This is a genomic window from Pricia antarctica (assembly GCF_900101815.1).
GTDB lineage: Bacteria > Bacteroidota > Bacteroidia > Flavobacteriales > Flavobacteriaceae > Pricia > Pricia antarctica.
The window spans coordinates 193,658-207,036 of sequence record NZ_FNAO01000001.1; the positions used below are offsets into that span (position 1 = coordinate 193,658).

Annotated in this window: 14 protein-coding genes; 8 read left to right on the top strand and 6 right to left on the bottom strand. The window is 44.5% G+C overall.

What is annotated here, in order from left to right:
- Positions 1-80: 80 nt before the first annotated feature.
- Positions 81-755: a hypothetical protein gene (locus tag BLT07_RS00795; RefSeq protein WP_091864762.1), complete on the bottom strand. Its 675-nt coding sequence runs from the start codon at positions 753-755 to the stop codon at positions 81-83.
- A 141-nt stretch (positions 756-896) separates the two neighbouring features.
- Here BLT07_RS00795 and BLT07_RS00800 point away from each other — a divergent pair, with 141 nt between their 5' ends.
- The 6 genes from BLT07_RS00800 (at position 897) to yiaK (ending at position 7,423) form a co-directional block, all read left to right on the top strand.
- Positions 897-1,841, top strand: a complete 945-nt coding sequence (locus BLT07_RS00800) for a helix-turn-helix transcriptional regulator (RefSeq protein WP_091864764.1) — start codon at positions 897-899, stop codon at positions 1,839-1,841.
- A 333-nt stretch (positions 1,842-2,174) separates the two neighbouring features.
- Complete coding sequence (locus tag BLT07_RS00805) at positions 2,175-2,630, top strand: YybH family protein (protein WP_217633274.1); 456 nt, start codon at positions 2,175-2,177, stop codon at positions 2,628-2,630.
- Between the two features lie 82 nt (positions 2,631-2,712).
- A complete protein-coding gene (locus tag BLT07_RS00810) occupies positions 2,713-4,002 on the top strand; it encodes a Gfo/Idh/MocA family protein (protein WP_091864766.1) in 1,290 nt (429 codons plus the stop codon).
- A gap of 91 nt (positions 4,003-4,093) precedes the next feature.
- On the top strand, positions 4,094-5,383 hold the full coding sequence (locus BLT07_RS00815) for an acetylxylan esterase (protein ID WP_091864768.1): 1,290 nt from the start codon (positions 4,094-4,096) through the stop codon (positions 5,381-5,383).
- A 118-nt stretch (positions 5,384-5,501) separates the two neighbouring features.
- Positions 5,502-6,350, top strand: coding sequence for a DMT family transporter (locus tag BLT07_RS00820; RefSeq protein ID WP_091864770.1), 849 nt, complete (start codon positions 5,502-5,504; stop codon positions 6,348-6,350).
- A 53-nt stretch (positions 6,351-6,403) separates the two neighbouring features.
- Complete coding sequence (gene yiaK / locus BLT07_RS00825) at positions 6,404-7,423, top strand: 3-dehydro-L-gulonate 2-dehydrogenase (protein WP_091864772.1); 1,020 nt, start codon at positions 6,404-6,406, stop codon at positions 7,421-7,423.
- Between the two features lie 148 nt (positions 7,424-7,571).
- On the opposite strand, the gene BLT07_RS00830 is transcribed toward yiaK, so the two are convergent.
- Positions 7,572-8,453, bottom strand: a complete 882-nt coding sequence (locus BLT07_RS00830) for a DMT family transporter (RefSeq protein ID WP_091864774.1) — start codon at positions 8,451-8,453, stop codon at positions 7,572-7,574.
- A 161-nt stretch (positions 8,454-8,614) separates the two neighbouring features.
- Between BLT07_RS00830 and BLT07_RS00835 the strand changes: the two genes are divergently transcribed.
- Positions 8,615-9,034, top strand: coding sequence for a hypothetical protein (locus BLT07_RS00835; protein WP_091864775.1), 420 nt, complete (start codon positions 8,615-8,617; stop codon positions 9,032-9,034).
- A gap of 32 nt (positions 9,035-9,066) precedes the next feature.
- Here the strand turns inward: BLT07_RS00835 and gldD are convergent, their stop codons facing one another.
- The 4 genes from gldD to mutY all read right to left on the bottom strand — a co-directional run bounded on the left by gldD (position 9,067) and on the right by mutY (position 12,597).
- Positions 9,067-9,624, bottom strand: coding sequence for a gliding motility lipoprotein GldD (gene gldD, locus BLT07_RS00840; protein ID WP_091864777.1), 558 nt, complete (start codon positions 9,622-9,624; stop codon positions 9,067-9,069).
- Positions 9,614-10,927, bottom strand: coding sequence for a gliding motility-associated protein GldE (locus tag BLT07_RS00845; RefSeq protein ID WP_091864779.1), 1,314 nt, complete (start codon positions 10,925-10,927; stop codon positions 9,614-9,616). Before BLT07_RS00845 ends, gldD begins: the two co-directional genes overlap by 11 nt.
- A gap of 17 nt (positions 10,928-10,944) precedes the next feature.
- A complete protein-coding gene (locus BLT07_RS00850) occupies positions 10,945-11,424 on the bottom strand; it encodes a single-stranded DNA-binding protein (protein ID WP_091864781.1) in 480 nt (159 codons plus the stop codon).
- Positions 11,425-11,538: 114 nt separating this feature from the next.
- A complete protein-coding gene (gene mutY, locus BLT07_RS00855; protein ID WP_091865565.1) occupies positions 11,539-12,597 on the bottom strand; it encodes an A/G-specific adenine glycosylase in 1,059 nt (352 codons plus the stop codon).
- Positions 12,598-12,795: 198 nt separating this feature from the next.
- Between mutY and BLT07_RS00860 the strand changes: the two genes are divergently transcribed.
- Entirely contained in the window at positions 12,796-13,086 is a 291-nt protein-coding gene (locus BLT07_RS00860) for an HU family DNA-binding protein (RefSeq protein ID WP_091864783.1), read from the top strand.
- Positions 13,087-13,379: the final 293 nt, after the last annotated feature.

Genomic DNA, 13,379 nt, shown 5'->3' on the forward strand with positions numbered 1-13,379 from the left:
CCACTTTATAAACACCCTCTGCAAAATCATTACCTGAAGCAAAACAGATATCAACACAAGCATCAACTAGTGCCAACCGCTTAGGGTTCACTTATCAAAGTAGCTTCCTCCTTCAAATCAATAGCATGGTATAACGCTGCAAAAGCTGAATGGATCCACATAATCGAGACTATTATCCCAATAATAAAACAAATTAATCCAAGGATAAATATAGGGATGGCCAGCAAGGCCATACCTAAAATACGCCAACCGTGGCCTCGGGTCATGGCCCAACTTTTTTCTATAGCGGCGATAGGCTCCATGTTTTTATCCATCACCAAATACGAAACAAAGACGAGCCTACAGGCAAAAATGACTCCCGGAACAATAAAAAAGATAAAGCCGATGATAATTATTGCAGTGGTTATCAAGTGGGCAAGTACGATATTGAGATAGTTCTTTTTAAAACCGACTACCAGTGCGCCGAACTCCAATTCCTCATTGCGAATGCCCCGAAGTATAAGAAGGTCGCCGCCGTATTTGATGATGGGCAAAAAAAGAATACCATAGGCCATGGCCAACATTTGAAGGAAGTAGGTGACAGGGCTATTTTCCCATTCCATATCACTGATCTTTGAAAAAGGGGATTCCGCAATGCTAACAATCAATATGATGGCCAAGAAGTATAAAAAGTACTTCTTCATTTGTTGCCAACCGTACGCATAACTTCCCGAAGCGGTGGCGATAGGAATTTTTTCTCCAGTATGGTTTTCCATGAGTGTGCTTTATTTTTGATAAATGTAGGCTAGCCCTTTTTATTTTACATCCAACTTTAGTAGTGATTTATAAATTCACTACCAAGGTATTGGGTTGTATTATACCCGTTTACCTACTTTTAGCCTATAAATCACCGAACCTTGCTGAGCCTTACTTTTATAGTCGTATTTGTATTGTGTTTTGCCATTGCCATCATATGTATCTTGATTGGCCATGAGCTGGTCAATACGTACAAATCGGCTTTCTGCCGTTCGTATTTTTACTATCTCATTGCTTTTTTTGTTTTTTCCCTCTACGCAGTTTGGGGCCAAATCGGAATGCAGGCGCTACTGGTAGCAATTCATACAACGAACGATGTCGAAATTCTTGTCACTCACTTTATTCCGGTTTTGGGCATGCCTTTTTTTGGTATTGCCATGATTATGTTTCTAAAAATGGTATTTGACTTGGTCGAGGCGCCCTTAAAAAGTAGTGCCCTTTCTTTCCACCTGATTATATTCTTGATTATCGCAACTGTGCTCGGAGGACTATATTTGGGAAATAAAGAAACCCTGCTATTGGGTAAAACTATTTCATTTTACTTTATCCTTTTGATTTGGGGCATTGAATTTCTATATCTCTTATTTTTTACGGGTATCATTGTAAGGCACCAGAACAAAGTGCCCCCCGAAAAACGGAAAAAGGTCCTGCAATTCACCCTTTTACTAGTTACGGGACTTCTACTGCGTGGGGTCTCCCTCGCTTTCTATGAGGCAGTATCCTGGATGCTAGCTCCATTGATCTTACTCTATTTTATTTCGCACTTGATGGCGTTATGGTACATAAGACAGCAGTCCGATCGTCTGTTTGCACCAATCGGTGCCGAGCAACCAAATACGGATAAAAAAGAACACTTGTATCAAAAATACCGGATTACCCCCCGCGAGCAGGAGGTCATTGAGCAGCTTTGCCTGGGTAAAACCAACCAACAGATTGCCGATACCTTATTCATCAGTTTACAGACCGTAAAAGACCACACCCATCGGATTTACAATAAGGTCGGTATCAATAGTCGAATGAAATTGTTGCAGATGGTCAATGATTAGTCCTAGTTTTCTGGATGATGCACTCTGCGGTTTGCATTTATTGGTGGTTTTTGAAAGGGAGTACGAAACTGAGTAGGCTATAGATGTATGACAATTTGATAAGAAAGTTGTACAAATTTATGATTTCAAAAATCGTTAACCTTCACAACTGTGAATGCAAAGAATCTGCCGTGGCATTAAAGCCTCGATTACGTAACACCTCCAATACGCAGTCATTGGCAAATATCTCTTTTGTTGATTTTGCGAAAGGCCTGTTTTAAGAACTATTTTCAAAGATACCGATAGTCTAAGAAATCGTACTTTTAAGCAGTGAACCCAAAAATCAGTGCTATTATGGACAAAAAATTGATGTTATTCTTTTGCGCTACGTTGTTTATACCTTGGGCCTGCGCCCAACAAACTACAGGCCCCAGCCCAAAAGAAAAACCCCTCTACACCCTGATCGACCAATACGCCCAGGCACGAGAAACCAAAGACACGGTACTGCTTAAACAAATTCTTACCGATAATATCGACCAATTGGTATCGACCGGCGAATGGCGCAGGGGTTTTGAAACGGCGAAGCAAGGGATGCTACGAAGTTCTAGTGCTAACCCGGGGAGCCGGACCTTGACTGTAGACCAGATTCGTTTTTTGAGCCAAAAAACGGCAGTGGTCGATACCCGATATGAGATTGAGAATGCCGACGGCTCCCTTCGGAAAATGTGGAGTACCTTTATCGTAGTCTACGAAGGCAAGCGTTGGAAAATCAGCGCGATCCGCAATATGTTGCCTGCCGGAGGATCGTAGCAGTTCATTAATATTCGTTGATTTACTCATTAGTATATATTCGAAAAACAAAAAATATCAATCCCCCTTATCCCCATCTATTATGAAATCGAACAACAAGCATCGCAGACAATTTTTAAAACAAAGTGGCCTGGGCCTTTTGGGCCTGACCCTGTTACCCTCGGCATACGGAAAGGTCGCGCCCAGTGACCGTCTACGGGTGGCACACATCGGTGTAGGCGGTATGGGCAATAACCATATGAAATGGTTCGCCGGCCTACCTGAGGTCGATATAGTCGCGCTTTGCGATGTCGATGAACAGCACCTGGCCACAAGTCTAAAAACGATGAACGCCTTACAGCCCGGCAAAAAGGTGGACGGGTATGGTGATTTCCGACATATTCTAGATCGAAAAGATGTGGATGCCATTACCTGCGCTACGCCGGATCACTGGCATGCCCAGATTGGTAGCCTCGCTTTTCAAGCTGGAAAGGATGTGTATGGGGAAAAACCCTTGTCCTATGATGTAAAGGAAGGCCGGATGATGCTCAAAAACATGGAAAAGAACAATCGCATTTTTCAATTGGGCACACAGATTCATGCGACCGATAACTATCACCGGGTCGTCGAAATCATTAGGGCCGGTGCTATCGGCAAGGTCCATACCGTGCGTTTATGGAAAAATGGTCAGCCTCCCAATTTAGGCAATCCGAAAAGTGTGGCCGTACCAAAGGGCCTCAACTGGGATATGTGGCTGGGGCCTGCACCCTACGTGGATTATATACCCGAGCGGTGTCATTTTACCTATCGGTATTTCTTGGATTACTCCGGAGGTATCTTTGCCGATTTTTGGTGCCATATCGCCGATGTGGCTTTCTGGGCGCTACAGCCAAAGGGCTTAAAAAGTATTGCCGCCCAAGGCGAGGAAGCCGAAGGTATTGCCGACACTCCACAATGGATCAATGTCGATTATGAATTTGAGGATTTAAACCTGCATTGGACTACCGAGCCCCCAAAAGTGCCCGGTGCCGCGGAACGCAATATTGGTGCCTATTTCGAGGGAGACAAGGGTACACTTATCTGCGATTACGAAACGCGTGAAATCACTATCAATGGCGAAACGGTCACCGATATTCCCGAAGTACCGAAAACCATAATCCGCTCGCCCGGACACCAACAGAATTTTGTGGATGCCATAAAGTCGAGAACCTCCCCAGAATCGAATCTCGCCAATGCCCGGGAATTGACCCTTCCCATGCATTTGGGACTCATCTCATACCGCTTGAAAAGAAAGCTTCAATGGAATTCGGATAAAGAAAAATTTATTGGTGATTCAGAGGCTAATAGTCTGTTATCCCGAAAGCCAAGGAAAGAATGGCGGTTGGCAAAATAAAACGTATCTCATAGGTATTAACTACCATTCAGCATCCATTTAAAATCAATGCCAATTTCCATTCGAAGGGCATCTAAAACTATCCGAACAAATGAAAACTAATCATTACAGCACCTTCCTCGCAGCCCTCCTCTTCACGGTCTACCTCACCGCCCAGCCCAGCAAACAACTGGTCGAGGTCATCGTAAGCCCCAATCATACGGACTGGACGTACGAAGTCGGCGAACAGGCCGAATTCTCGATCAATGTATTGCGAAACCATGTGCCGATCGAAGGTGTGAAAATCAACTATAAAATCGAGACTGACCCCGGCTATCGCGAAGTCAAGATTTGGGACGAGGGCACGCTATCCCTAAACAATAAGACAAAAATCAAAGCTGCAAAATTTAAGGAACCGGGGTTTCTGCGCTGCACCGCCACCGTAACGGTAGATGGCAAGGAATATTCTTCCTACGCTACTACGGGGTTTGCACCTTACAAGATAGAACCGACCACGACCCTGCCATCCGATTTCGAGGCGTTTTGGGACAAAGGCAAGGAAGAACTGGCCGAAGTGCCCATGAACCCCGTATTGACTTTGCTGCCCGAACGCTGTACCGATAAGGTCGATGTGTACCATGTGAAACTGGACAATGTTCAGGGCAAGATCTATGGTATTTTATGTATCCCGAAAAAGAAGGGAAAGTATCCAGCCATCCTACATGTGCCCGGGGCGGGCATTCGGCCGTATTACGGGGAGGTCGATGAAGCGGCCGAGGGTTTTGTTACATTTACCATCGGTATTCATGGTATTCCCGTTACTTTGGACAAGAGCGTTTACGATGATCTTCAAGCCGGCGCGTTAAACAATTATCAAGTCTTTAACCTTGACGATAAAGATAACATGTACTACCGCCGTGTCTATTTGGGATGTGTGCGAGCGGTGGATTTTCTGGACAGTCTCGATAGTTTTAACGGCAATAATATGGCCGTAACCGGAGGAAGCCAAGGCGGGGCGCTTTCCATCGTCACCGCAAGCCTCGATGACCGTATCGATTATTTGGCCGCCTTTTATCCGGCCCTTTCCGATATGACGGGATTCTTGCATGGCCGCGCCGGCGGATGGCCCCAGATCTTTGTGGATGAATTTACCAATAAAACCGAAAAAATAGAGGTATCAAAATACTACGATGTGGTCAATTTTGCACGCTCGGTAACCGCCGAAGGCTGGTACAGCTGGGGCTATAACGACAATGTGTGTCCGCCTGCCTCGACCTTTTCAGCCTACAATGTCATCGACGCAAAAAAAGAACTTCATGTTTTTCAGGAAACCCAACATTGGACCTTCCCAGAACAGCAAGAATTAAAAAACCAATGGTTGTTTGGGAAACTAAAGCAGTGAACCAGTACTGGGTTAAGCCAAAATCACAGCATAAATCAATGCGTCTTTTGTGGCATTTATGCTTTAACCCAGTACTGGTTTACACCTTTTCTTTTGCCGAGTTCAGTAGTTTTGCCAAATGAAAAAAGCAATCTATGCCGTAGCTCTGTGTGCCCTGATAGCCGGTACGAACGGCCTACTCATAAAATATATGTCCACCTTGAGTACGGGCGCCATCGCTTTTTTTCGGACCATGGTACCCATCCTATTTTTGGCGCCCGTTCTGTTCAGCAAGTCCAACCCCCTGTTTACCGGCAACTACAAAAAGATGCTGCTCGCCTCGACCATAAACGTAGTACGTATCTATCTGTACCTAGTCGCCTTTATTTTTACATCCATCGGCAATGCGGTCGTGCTATTCTATTCATGGCCCATTTTCGTGTTTATTTTCGAAACGGTCTACTTTAAGAAACCGCTTAAAAGGAGTCACGTAGCGCTATTGTTCTTGGCATTTACCGGTTTGGTTGTCACGTATTCCAACAAAACCTTCAGTTTTGGAAATGAGGATATCTTGGGTATGGTGGCCGCGGTTTTATCAGCAATCACCTATGCGGTGACCGTACTAATCTTTAAGTCCGAATCGCAGCATTACAATAAGGAGCAGATCATCATCTATCAAAATCTGGTAGGTGCGTTTTTTTTTATCCCCTTTCTGTTCTTTATTCCCGATGCATCTTTAGAGCAATTGGGGGTAGGTGTATTTTACGGATTTTTGATCGGTATCGTGGTCTTTAAGCTCTTCTTCTATGGCCTGAAATATTTAGAAGCTTCCATCGCTTCGTCCTTAATGTACCTTGAGGTGGTAAGCGCCATCGTGTTGGGATATTTTATCTTGGATGAAAAAGTGACGTTGAACACCTTGATCGGCGGGGTATTGATAATCGTCAGCAGTTATTTTATTACTAAGAGGAACGCAAAAAAGGGGTAACTTGCACAGAACCAGTCTTGAATTCTTAACATCATATGTAAAACTTATTACCCATGAATCCCAAATCCCTTACCATTCCATTTGACGAAATGCAAGAGGTTTTATATCGCCTCTTCCGGAAGCATTCCTTTATGGAGGAAAAAGCGAAACTGCTCGCCAAAACCCATTCAGAAACTACTTTAGATGGGGTCAACTCCCACGGCATCAATCGCGTACCTCTTTTTATCGAATATGTGGAAAATGGAGTGATCAAAGTGAATGCCGAAGCGGAAAAAATGGAAGCCTTTGGAAGCATTGAACGCTGGGACGGCAACTCGGGGCCGGGAATCATCAATGCCATCAAATGTACCGACCGGGCGGTCGCCTTGGCAAAAGAACATGGCATGGGATTGGTTGCCCTGCGCAACAACAACCATTGGATGCGAGGCGGCACCTACGGATGGCGAGCGGCCGATGAAGGATGTATATCCATCCTCTTTACCAACACCCAACCGAATATGCCCCCTTGGGGCGGGAAGGACAGCCGGTTGGGGAATAATCCTTTTATTGTTGGAATTCCCAGAGCAGCAGGCCATGTGGTTTTGGATATGGCGATTTCACAGTTCGCGTTCGGCACTATCAACAACTACAAATTGAAAGGCGAAAAACTGCCCTATTCCGGCGGTTGGGACAACCAGGGTGAGCTATCCAAAGATCCGGAAAAGATTCTCGGAAACCAACGCGGCCTGCCCATCGGCTACTGGAAAGGTTCGGCACTTTCTATGGTTTTGGATATGCTGGCAACCCTGTTATCCGCAGGAAAATCCACCTATAAAATCGGCCAAGACGACTATGAGACGGGTGTATCCCAGGTTTTCTTATGCGTATATCCCGAAATATTCGGCGATAACGGCCTACAGGAAAAATTGCTCAACGAAATTATCGATTATACGCACGATGTGGAACCCTTGGAAAAAGGTGGGCGTACGTATTATCCCGGCGAGCGCACGTTGCAGACCCGCAAGAAAAATTTGGCGGAAGGCATCCCTGTTAGTGCAGAAGTTTGGGAAAAGGTGTTGCAGCTGTCAAAATAAACTTTCGGGGGAGAAACTCCAAATCCCAAATTTCAAATCCAAAAAAAACCTGGGTCGCGCCCTGGTGTATCAAGCCCGAAAAACTGAACAAAAAAGAGAAGGGATATCCGCAATGAAAAAGTAAGATAGCCTGCGCATCCATCCCATATCAAACCGCCCTTTTCCGTCGGTTCACCAACCAGACGCCGAGTAAGATGATTAGTCCACCCAGCAATTGATAGCCGTTCATGGTCTCCCCATCCCAAACGGCCCAGAGCAAGGCAACCAAGGGAATCAGATAGGTTACCGAAGCCGCAAAAACGGGACTTGAAAGATAAATGAGCTTATTAAAAATAATGTTCGCTATCGAAGTGCCAATAATTGCAAGAACCAAAAGATACCACAAGGCGGTGTGCATCGCTTCGTTATTTTGGTATTCTGCAAAAAATCCGGAGAGGGATACCAGCAGTAGCGCCGGAATAAAAGCAACGGCAAAACTGCCCGTGGTAACGGCAAGCGGACTTAAATGCGCCAAATGCTTTTTGATAATATTGATATTAAATGCATAACACAAGGCCGAGATCAATATAAAAATGGCATAGGCGTAATTACGGTCCGGCTTGAACTCCATGCCCGATACGATCAAAGCAAGTGTTCCCAATAAACCGATAACGACCCCTAAGATCTGCCGCTTCGTCACTAGGGCCCCAAAGGCCACAATGCCGACCACGGTGGTCAATAAAGGCACTACCGAATTAAAGATGGACGTCACCCCGCTATCGATTTCCGTTTGCGCCAAAGCGAACAAAAAGGGAGGGAAAAATGAGCTTAGAAGTCCCGCTGCTATAATCCATTTCCAATCTTTGGGGTTGATGGTTTTCAGGCTGCGGTATCCAAACAAAAATAAGACCAGCGAAGCAAAGACGATGCGCAGACCGCCCAATTGCAAAGGCGTTAGACCTAGGAGCGCTTTTTTTATAAGGATAAAGGACGAGCCCCAGACCAAGGACAGCAAAATCAAGTAGACCCACTTTTTCGAATAGTCGTTCAAGTCTTGGATAGTTTTAGACGATACAAAAATGATGATTTTTTCGTTTCAGACCTAAAGGAAGTAAAACCTGTCGTAAATTTGGGCTATCCTATGGGATCAAGAAATATAATGAAATCCAAAGGCAAGTTGCGACCTTTGTGGACAACCAAAAAAGTTGAAAAATGAAGAAATTAATGCTACTGATGACTATTGCCTTGATCACATTCAGCACCTCCTGCAAGGAGAAAAAAGAATCCATTCAAATGAAAGAGGTCATGGCCGTGCACGACGAGATCATGCCGAAAATGGGCCAATTTGGAAAATTGGTAGGACAACTCAAAGGGATGGAAAACGATAGCACCGAAATGGGAATGCAATACAAAAAAGCCCGAATAGATCTTCAGGATGCCCATAAAGCTATGATGGATTGGATGCAAAACTTTGGAAATCGCTTTACTCTCGATGAAATAATGAAAGGAGCGGAACTCTCGGAGCAGAAACTGCAATGGCTCGATGAAGAGGAAGAAAAAGTGAAGGCTTTAAAGGAACAAATCAATTCGAGTATCGAAAATGCCCAGAATCTATTAGGGAAAGAGGACTGATTTGCCGGAAGCTGTCGACCTGCGACTGCCTATCAATCCTTCCACCTCAAAGTCTCCATAATCCCCCGAATATCGTTTTGCAGATAGGCAGCGGCGGGATAGATGGAATCGTAGTTCGGCTTTGTGAGGAAATACAGCGAGCCAGTCAAGAAATGTTCGGTACTGTCGGTCACATAGAACTGTGCTTGGGAAGCGGCATTGCCACTGACTTCGTAGAACATACCATACACGTTGTGCGCTTCACTGACAAAAGGCTGCTCGAGGATGCCATCGGCCTTTACCGAATGCTCGTAACTTAGTTTTTGGGCATCGGAAAGTAGTTTTTCAATATTGTTATCGATCTTTCTGTAGTTGATGAAAATCTCACCTTTCATTTCAGGATATTTCAAGGTTAGTGCCGTGCTGTTCTTGATTTTTACCTTGGCCAATTTGTTGTATTCGAACCGAAAATGGTCGGTCACCAACTCGGTAAGCTCTGGCTTCGAATATTCCAGACGGAGCTTGGCGTTCGGTTTGGGCAGCACCTCTTCTTTACATGCGACAAATAACACACCCAATACCCCTATTGCAATGTAAGATCTAAACTTCATGTGGCAAGGTCACTTTGATCTGTTTCAGTCGCTTTTTGTCAAGGCCCTCTACGACGAACCGATACTCGTTGAAAGCAATAATATCGCCCTTTTTTGGAAAACTACCTGCTATTTCAAGAACGAAACCGGCTATGGTCTCCGATTCGCCCTTTTGTTGTTCGAATTCCGTTTCATCTTCGATTTTGACGACCCGATAGAAATCCTTAAGTGTGGTCTTTCCTTCGAAAACGAAATTGAAATCGTCCAATTTGGAGAAAATCAGGTCTTCATCGTCGAACTCGTCGCTGATATCGCCCACGATTTCCTCAATAATATCCTCGAGGGTGACGATGCCCGAAGTTCCCCCGTACTCGTCGACGACAATCGCCAAATGGTTTTTCTTTTCTTGGAATTCCAACAAAAGATCATCGAGTTTTTTATTCTCGGGCACAAAATACGGTTCACGGATCAAATCCATCCAGTTCAGGGTTTTCCTATCTATATAGGGCAACAGATCTTTAACGTAAAGTACCCCCAGAACATTGTCCATATGCTCGGAAAAAACAGGAATACGGGAGTAGCCATTTTTTTTGATTTCTTCCAGAACTTCCAGAAATTTCATGGCCTCGCTCAGCGCAAAAATATCGATACGCGGTCGCATGACCTGCTTGGTATCGGTATTGCCGAAGGAAACGATGCCTTGTAAAATTTTTTGCTCGTCTTTGGTGGTATCCCCTTCAGAGGTCATTTCCAGAGCCTGTGAAAGATGGTCAACGCTCAGGCTCGATTTTTGTTTGCCCAGCTTGTTGTGCAGAAAAAGGGTACCCGAACGCATGGGAAGGCTCAGGGGCGAGAACAGAAAATCCAATACTCTCAGGGGATAGGCCATAAAATGGGCAAATGCCTCGCGGTTTCTGTTGGCATAGACCTTGGGCAATATTTCGCCGAACATCAAAATAAGGAAGGTGGCCACGACAACTTCCAATAAAAACCGAACCCATTCCAATTCTATATGCGCAAAAGCGGTCTCGCCGATGATACTAAAAAGTAGCACTACCCCAATGTTGATGGCGTTGTTGGCGACCAAAATGGTGGCCAACAATTTTTTGGGCCTTTCCAACAGCTTAACGATAATGGTTCCGCGGGTCGTCTTGCGCTCTTCGATGTCTTTTACGTCGGATTGCGAAAGTCCAAAAAAAGCAACTTCTGCTCCGGAAATCAGAGCGGAACAGATCAATAGCAAGACAAGAAATATGATTTTAAACGCAAAAGCACCGACGGATGCTACGACGTTGGGAAGTGAAATAATGGGGTCAGGGTCCAATTGGTAGGGTTTATTTTTTAGAAGGGTAGATCATCCTCTTCGGATGGACTCAGAGCCGATTTTTTGTGGGAATCGGCGGTTTTTGTAGTATCCGAATTGGTCGAATCCACATTTTGGTTTTGGGGCTGCTCGCTCTGTTGATCGCTAGCGTTGCTTTGTCCTTTTGGGGTCAGAAAAGTAAAATCTTGGGCCTGCACTTCGGTAGAATAGCGGGTGTTGCCGGTGTCATCTTGCCACTGGCGCGTTCGCAGTCGTCCCTCAACATAGATTTTATCGCCTTTGCCCAAGTATTTTTCACAGATTTCGGCCGATTTGTTGCGAACGATGATATTGTGCCATTCGGTCGTTGTAGTGCGTTCGCCTGTCTTCTTATTGGTATAGGTCTCACTCGTCGCTATGGGAAACCGCCCGATACAATCGCCGTTCTCGAAATAGTGCATTTTCACCTCATCCCCAAGATTACCTATCAACATCACCTTGTTCAATGTACCGCTCATTGCTTTTTCTTATAAATTAATCCTCAAAAGTACGAATTTTTGGATGTTTACGAGCATGTTCAAAACCCTGGTTCCCGAAAACCACTATTTTGATTCCGAAGCTTTGAAATCGAGCTACTGATGATCAGTTTCCGGTTTTTTTAAAAGTACCTGTAAGAACTCGGCAATCAATACGGGTACAGGATACTTTTCAACTTCGGATAAGCGGATGCTATTTTGCAGCACCTCATCCGTTTTGACTATCCAAAATACGGTGTACAGGTGCTGATGAGACAGTTTATGGATGATGGGTCGTTCATTATATCTTATTATTTCCCGTACTTTTTTGGCATCCACAAAATCATCCAATTTCTTGATTACCGCATCCTCATCAATTGCCTGCTTGGATTCCAGTAACGGAAATTCCCAAAGATGCTGCCAAATGCCCTTTCCTGTCCGCTGTTTCAATAGGGTTTTTCCATCGGCATCCCTAAAAGACAAATAATTGAAATGGCGACGCCTTACTTTGGTCTTATTGATTTTAATGGGCAGCTCTTGAACCTTGCCCTTTTGCAAGGCAACACAGCTATCGTTCAACGGGCAGTACATGCAATTGGGGTTTTTCGGGGTACACTGAACGGCACCGAACTCCATGATCCCTTGATTGTAATTCCGAATACTATCGGGATCCATGACCTCACGAGCCAGATCTTTGAAATATTTGACGCCTTCCGTACTATTAATAGGTAATTCTACACCAAAATATCGGGCAAGTACCCGATATACATTACCATCGACTACAGGTTCAGGAAGGTCGAAACAAATGGAGGCTATGGCACTTGCGGTGTAGTCCCCCACTCCCTTCAATTTTAGGAGTCCTTCGAAGGTCTCTGGGAAAGTGCCATCATAAGTCCCAACCACCGTTTTTGCAGCAGCATGCAGATTTCTGGCCCGGGAATAATAGCCAAGGCCCTGCCAAAGTTTCAGCACGCGTTCTTCGGATGCGTTCGCCAAGTCGTATACCGTCGGAAAAGCGGCTATAAACTTCAGGTAGTAGGGTGTGCCCTGCACCACCCGCGTCTGCTGAAGAATAATCTCCGAAAGCCATATATAATAGGGGTTCCGGGTTCCCCGCCAAGGCAAGTTTCGTTTGTTCGAAGCATACCACACTAAAATTATTTGGGCAAAGGTCATCTGCAAAAAAGCTAAGGTGCAAAAATAACGGATTATCCCAGGAACCATCCCATCATTACAATCTTAAAAAAATTGGCGAAAGATGAATCGTTTAAAATTAGTCCGTTAGCGGGAAGTATGTAATTAAATTTATATATTTGCATCCCAAAAAAACAGCATCCACATTGGATTCTAACTACTTAAAATTTAACACGAAAGATGACGAAAGCAGAAATTGTATCGAATATCTCGGATAAACTGGGAATCGAAAAAGGCGATGTACAGGCAACCATCGAAACCTTTATGGAGGAAGTGAAAAATTCCTTGGAAGGTGGCGACAATGTCTACCTTAGAGGTTTTGGCAGTTTTATTGTTAAAACCAGGGCCGAAAAGACCGGAAGGAACATTAGCAAGAACACGACTATAAAGATTCCGGCGCACAATATACCGGCGTTCAAGCCCGCTAAGGTTTTTGTTGAAGGCGTCAAAAGTAACGTGCAGGTAAAATAAATAACCCAAAAAATAAATATATATGCCGAGTGGTAAAAAAAGAAAAAGACATAAGGTAGCTACCCACAAGCGTAAAAAGCGCAGAAGAGCTAACCGCCACAAGAAAAAGTAATTTTTGTAAGTGCCGTAATGGATGTAGGAACTGAAAATCTTCAGTACTTACCACCAATACGGCCTTTATTATTTTATACGTTCATTGACATAGAAATCCAAAAAAGTGGATTCCGACGGATTTTATTAAATCCGTTTCAAGTATTGTTTAATCAATTTGTCCACTTCCAGTCCGGTCATCA

Excerpts from the sequence above, each read along its gene's own strand:
- BLT07_RS00795 (WP_091864762.1), bottom strand. The coding sequence starts at position 755 with ATGGAAAACCATACTGGAGAAAAAATTCCTATCGCCACCGCTTCGGGA.
- BLT07_RS00805 (WP_217633274.1), top strand. The coding sequence starts at position 2,175 with ATGGACAAAAAATTGATGTTATTCTTTTGCGCTACGTTGTTTATACCT.
- BLT07_RS00810 (WP_091864766.1), top strand. The coding sequence starts at position 2,713 with ATGAAATCGAACAACAAGCATCGCAGACAATTTTTAAAACAAAGTGGC.
- BLT07_RS00815 (WP_091864768.1), top strand. The coding sequence starts at position 4,094 with ATGAAAACTAATCATTACAGCACCTTCCTCGCAGCCCTCCTCTTCACG.
- BLT07_RS00820 (WP_091864770.1), top strand. The coding sequence starts at position 5,502 with ATGAAAAAAGCAATCTATGCCGTAGCTCTGTGTGCCCTGATAGCCGGT.
- yiaK (WP_091864772.1), top strand. The coding sequence starts at position 6,404 with ATGAATCCCAAATCCCTTACCATTCCATTTGACGAAATGCAAGAGGTT.
- BLT07_RS00835 (WP_091864775.1), top strand. The coding sequence starts at position 8,615 with ATGAAGAAATTAATGCTACTGATGACTATTGCCTTGATCACATTCAGC.
- gldD (WP_091864777.1), bottom strand. The coding sequence starts at position 9,624 with ATGAAGTTTAGATCTTACATTGCAATAGGGGTATTGGGTGTGTTATTT.
- BLT07_RS00850 (WP_091864781.1), bottom strand. The coding sequence starts at position 11,424 with ATGAGCGGTACATTGAACAAGGTGATGTTGATAGGTAATCTTGGGGAT.
- mutY (WP_091865565.1), bottom strand. The coding sequence starts at position 12,597 with ATGACCTTTGCCCAAATAATTTTAGTGTGGTATGCTTCGAACAAACGA.
- BLT07_RS00860 (WP_091864783.1), top strand. The coding sequence starts at position 12,796 with ATGACGAAAGCAGAAATTGTATCGAATATCTCGGATAAACTGGGAATC.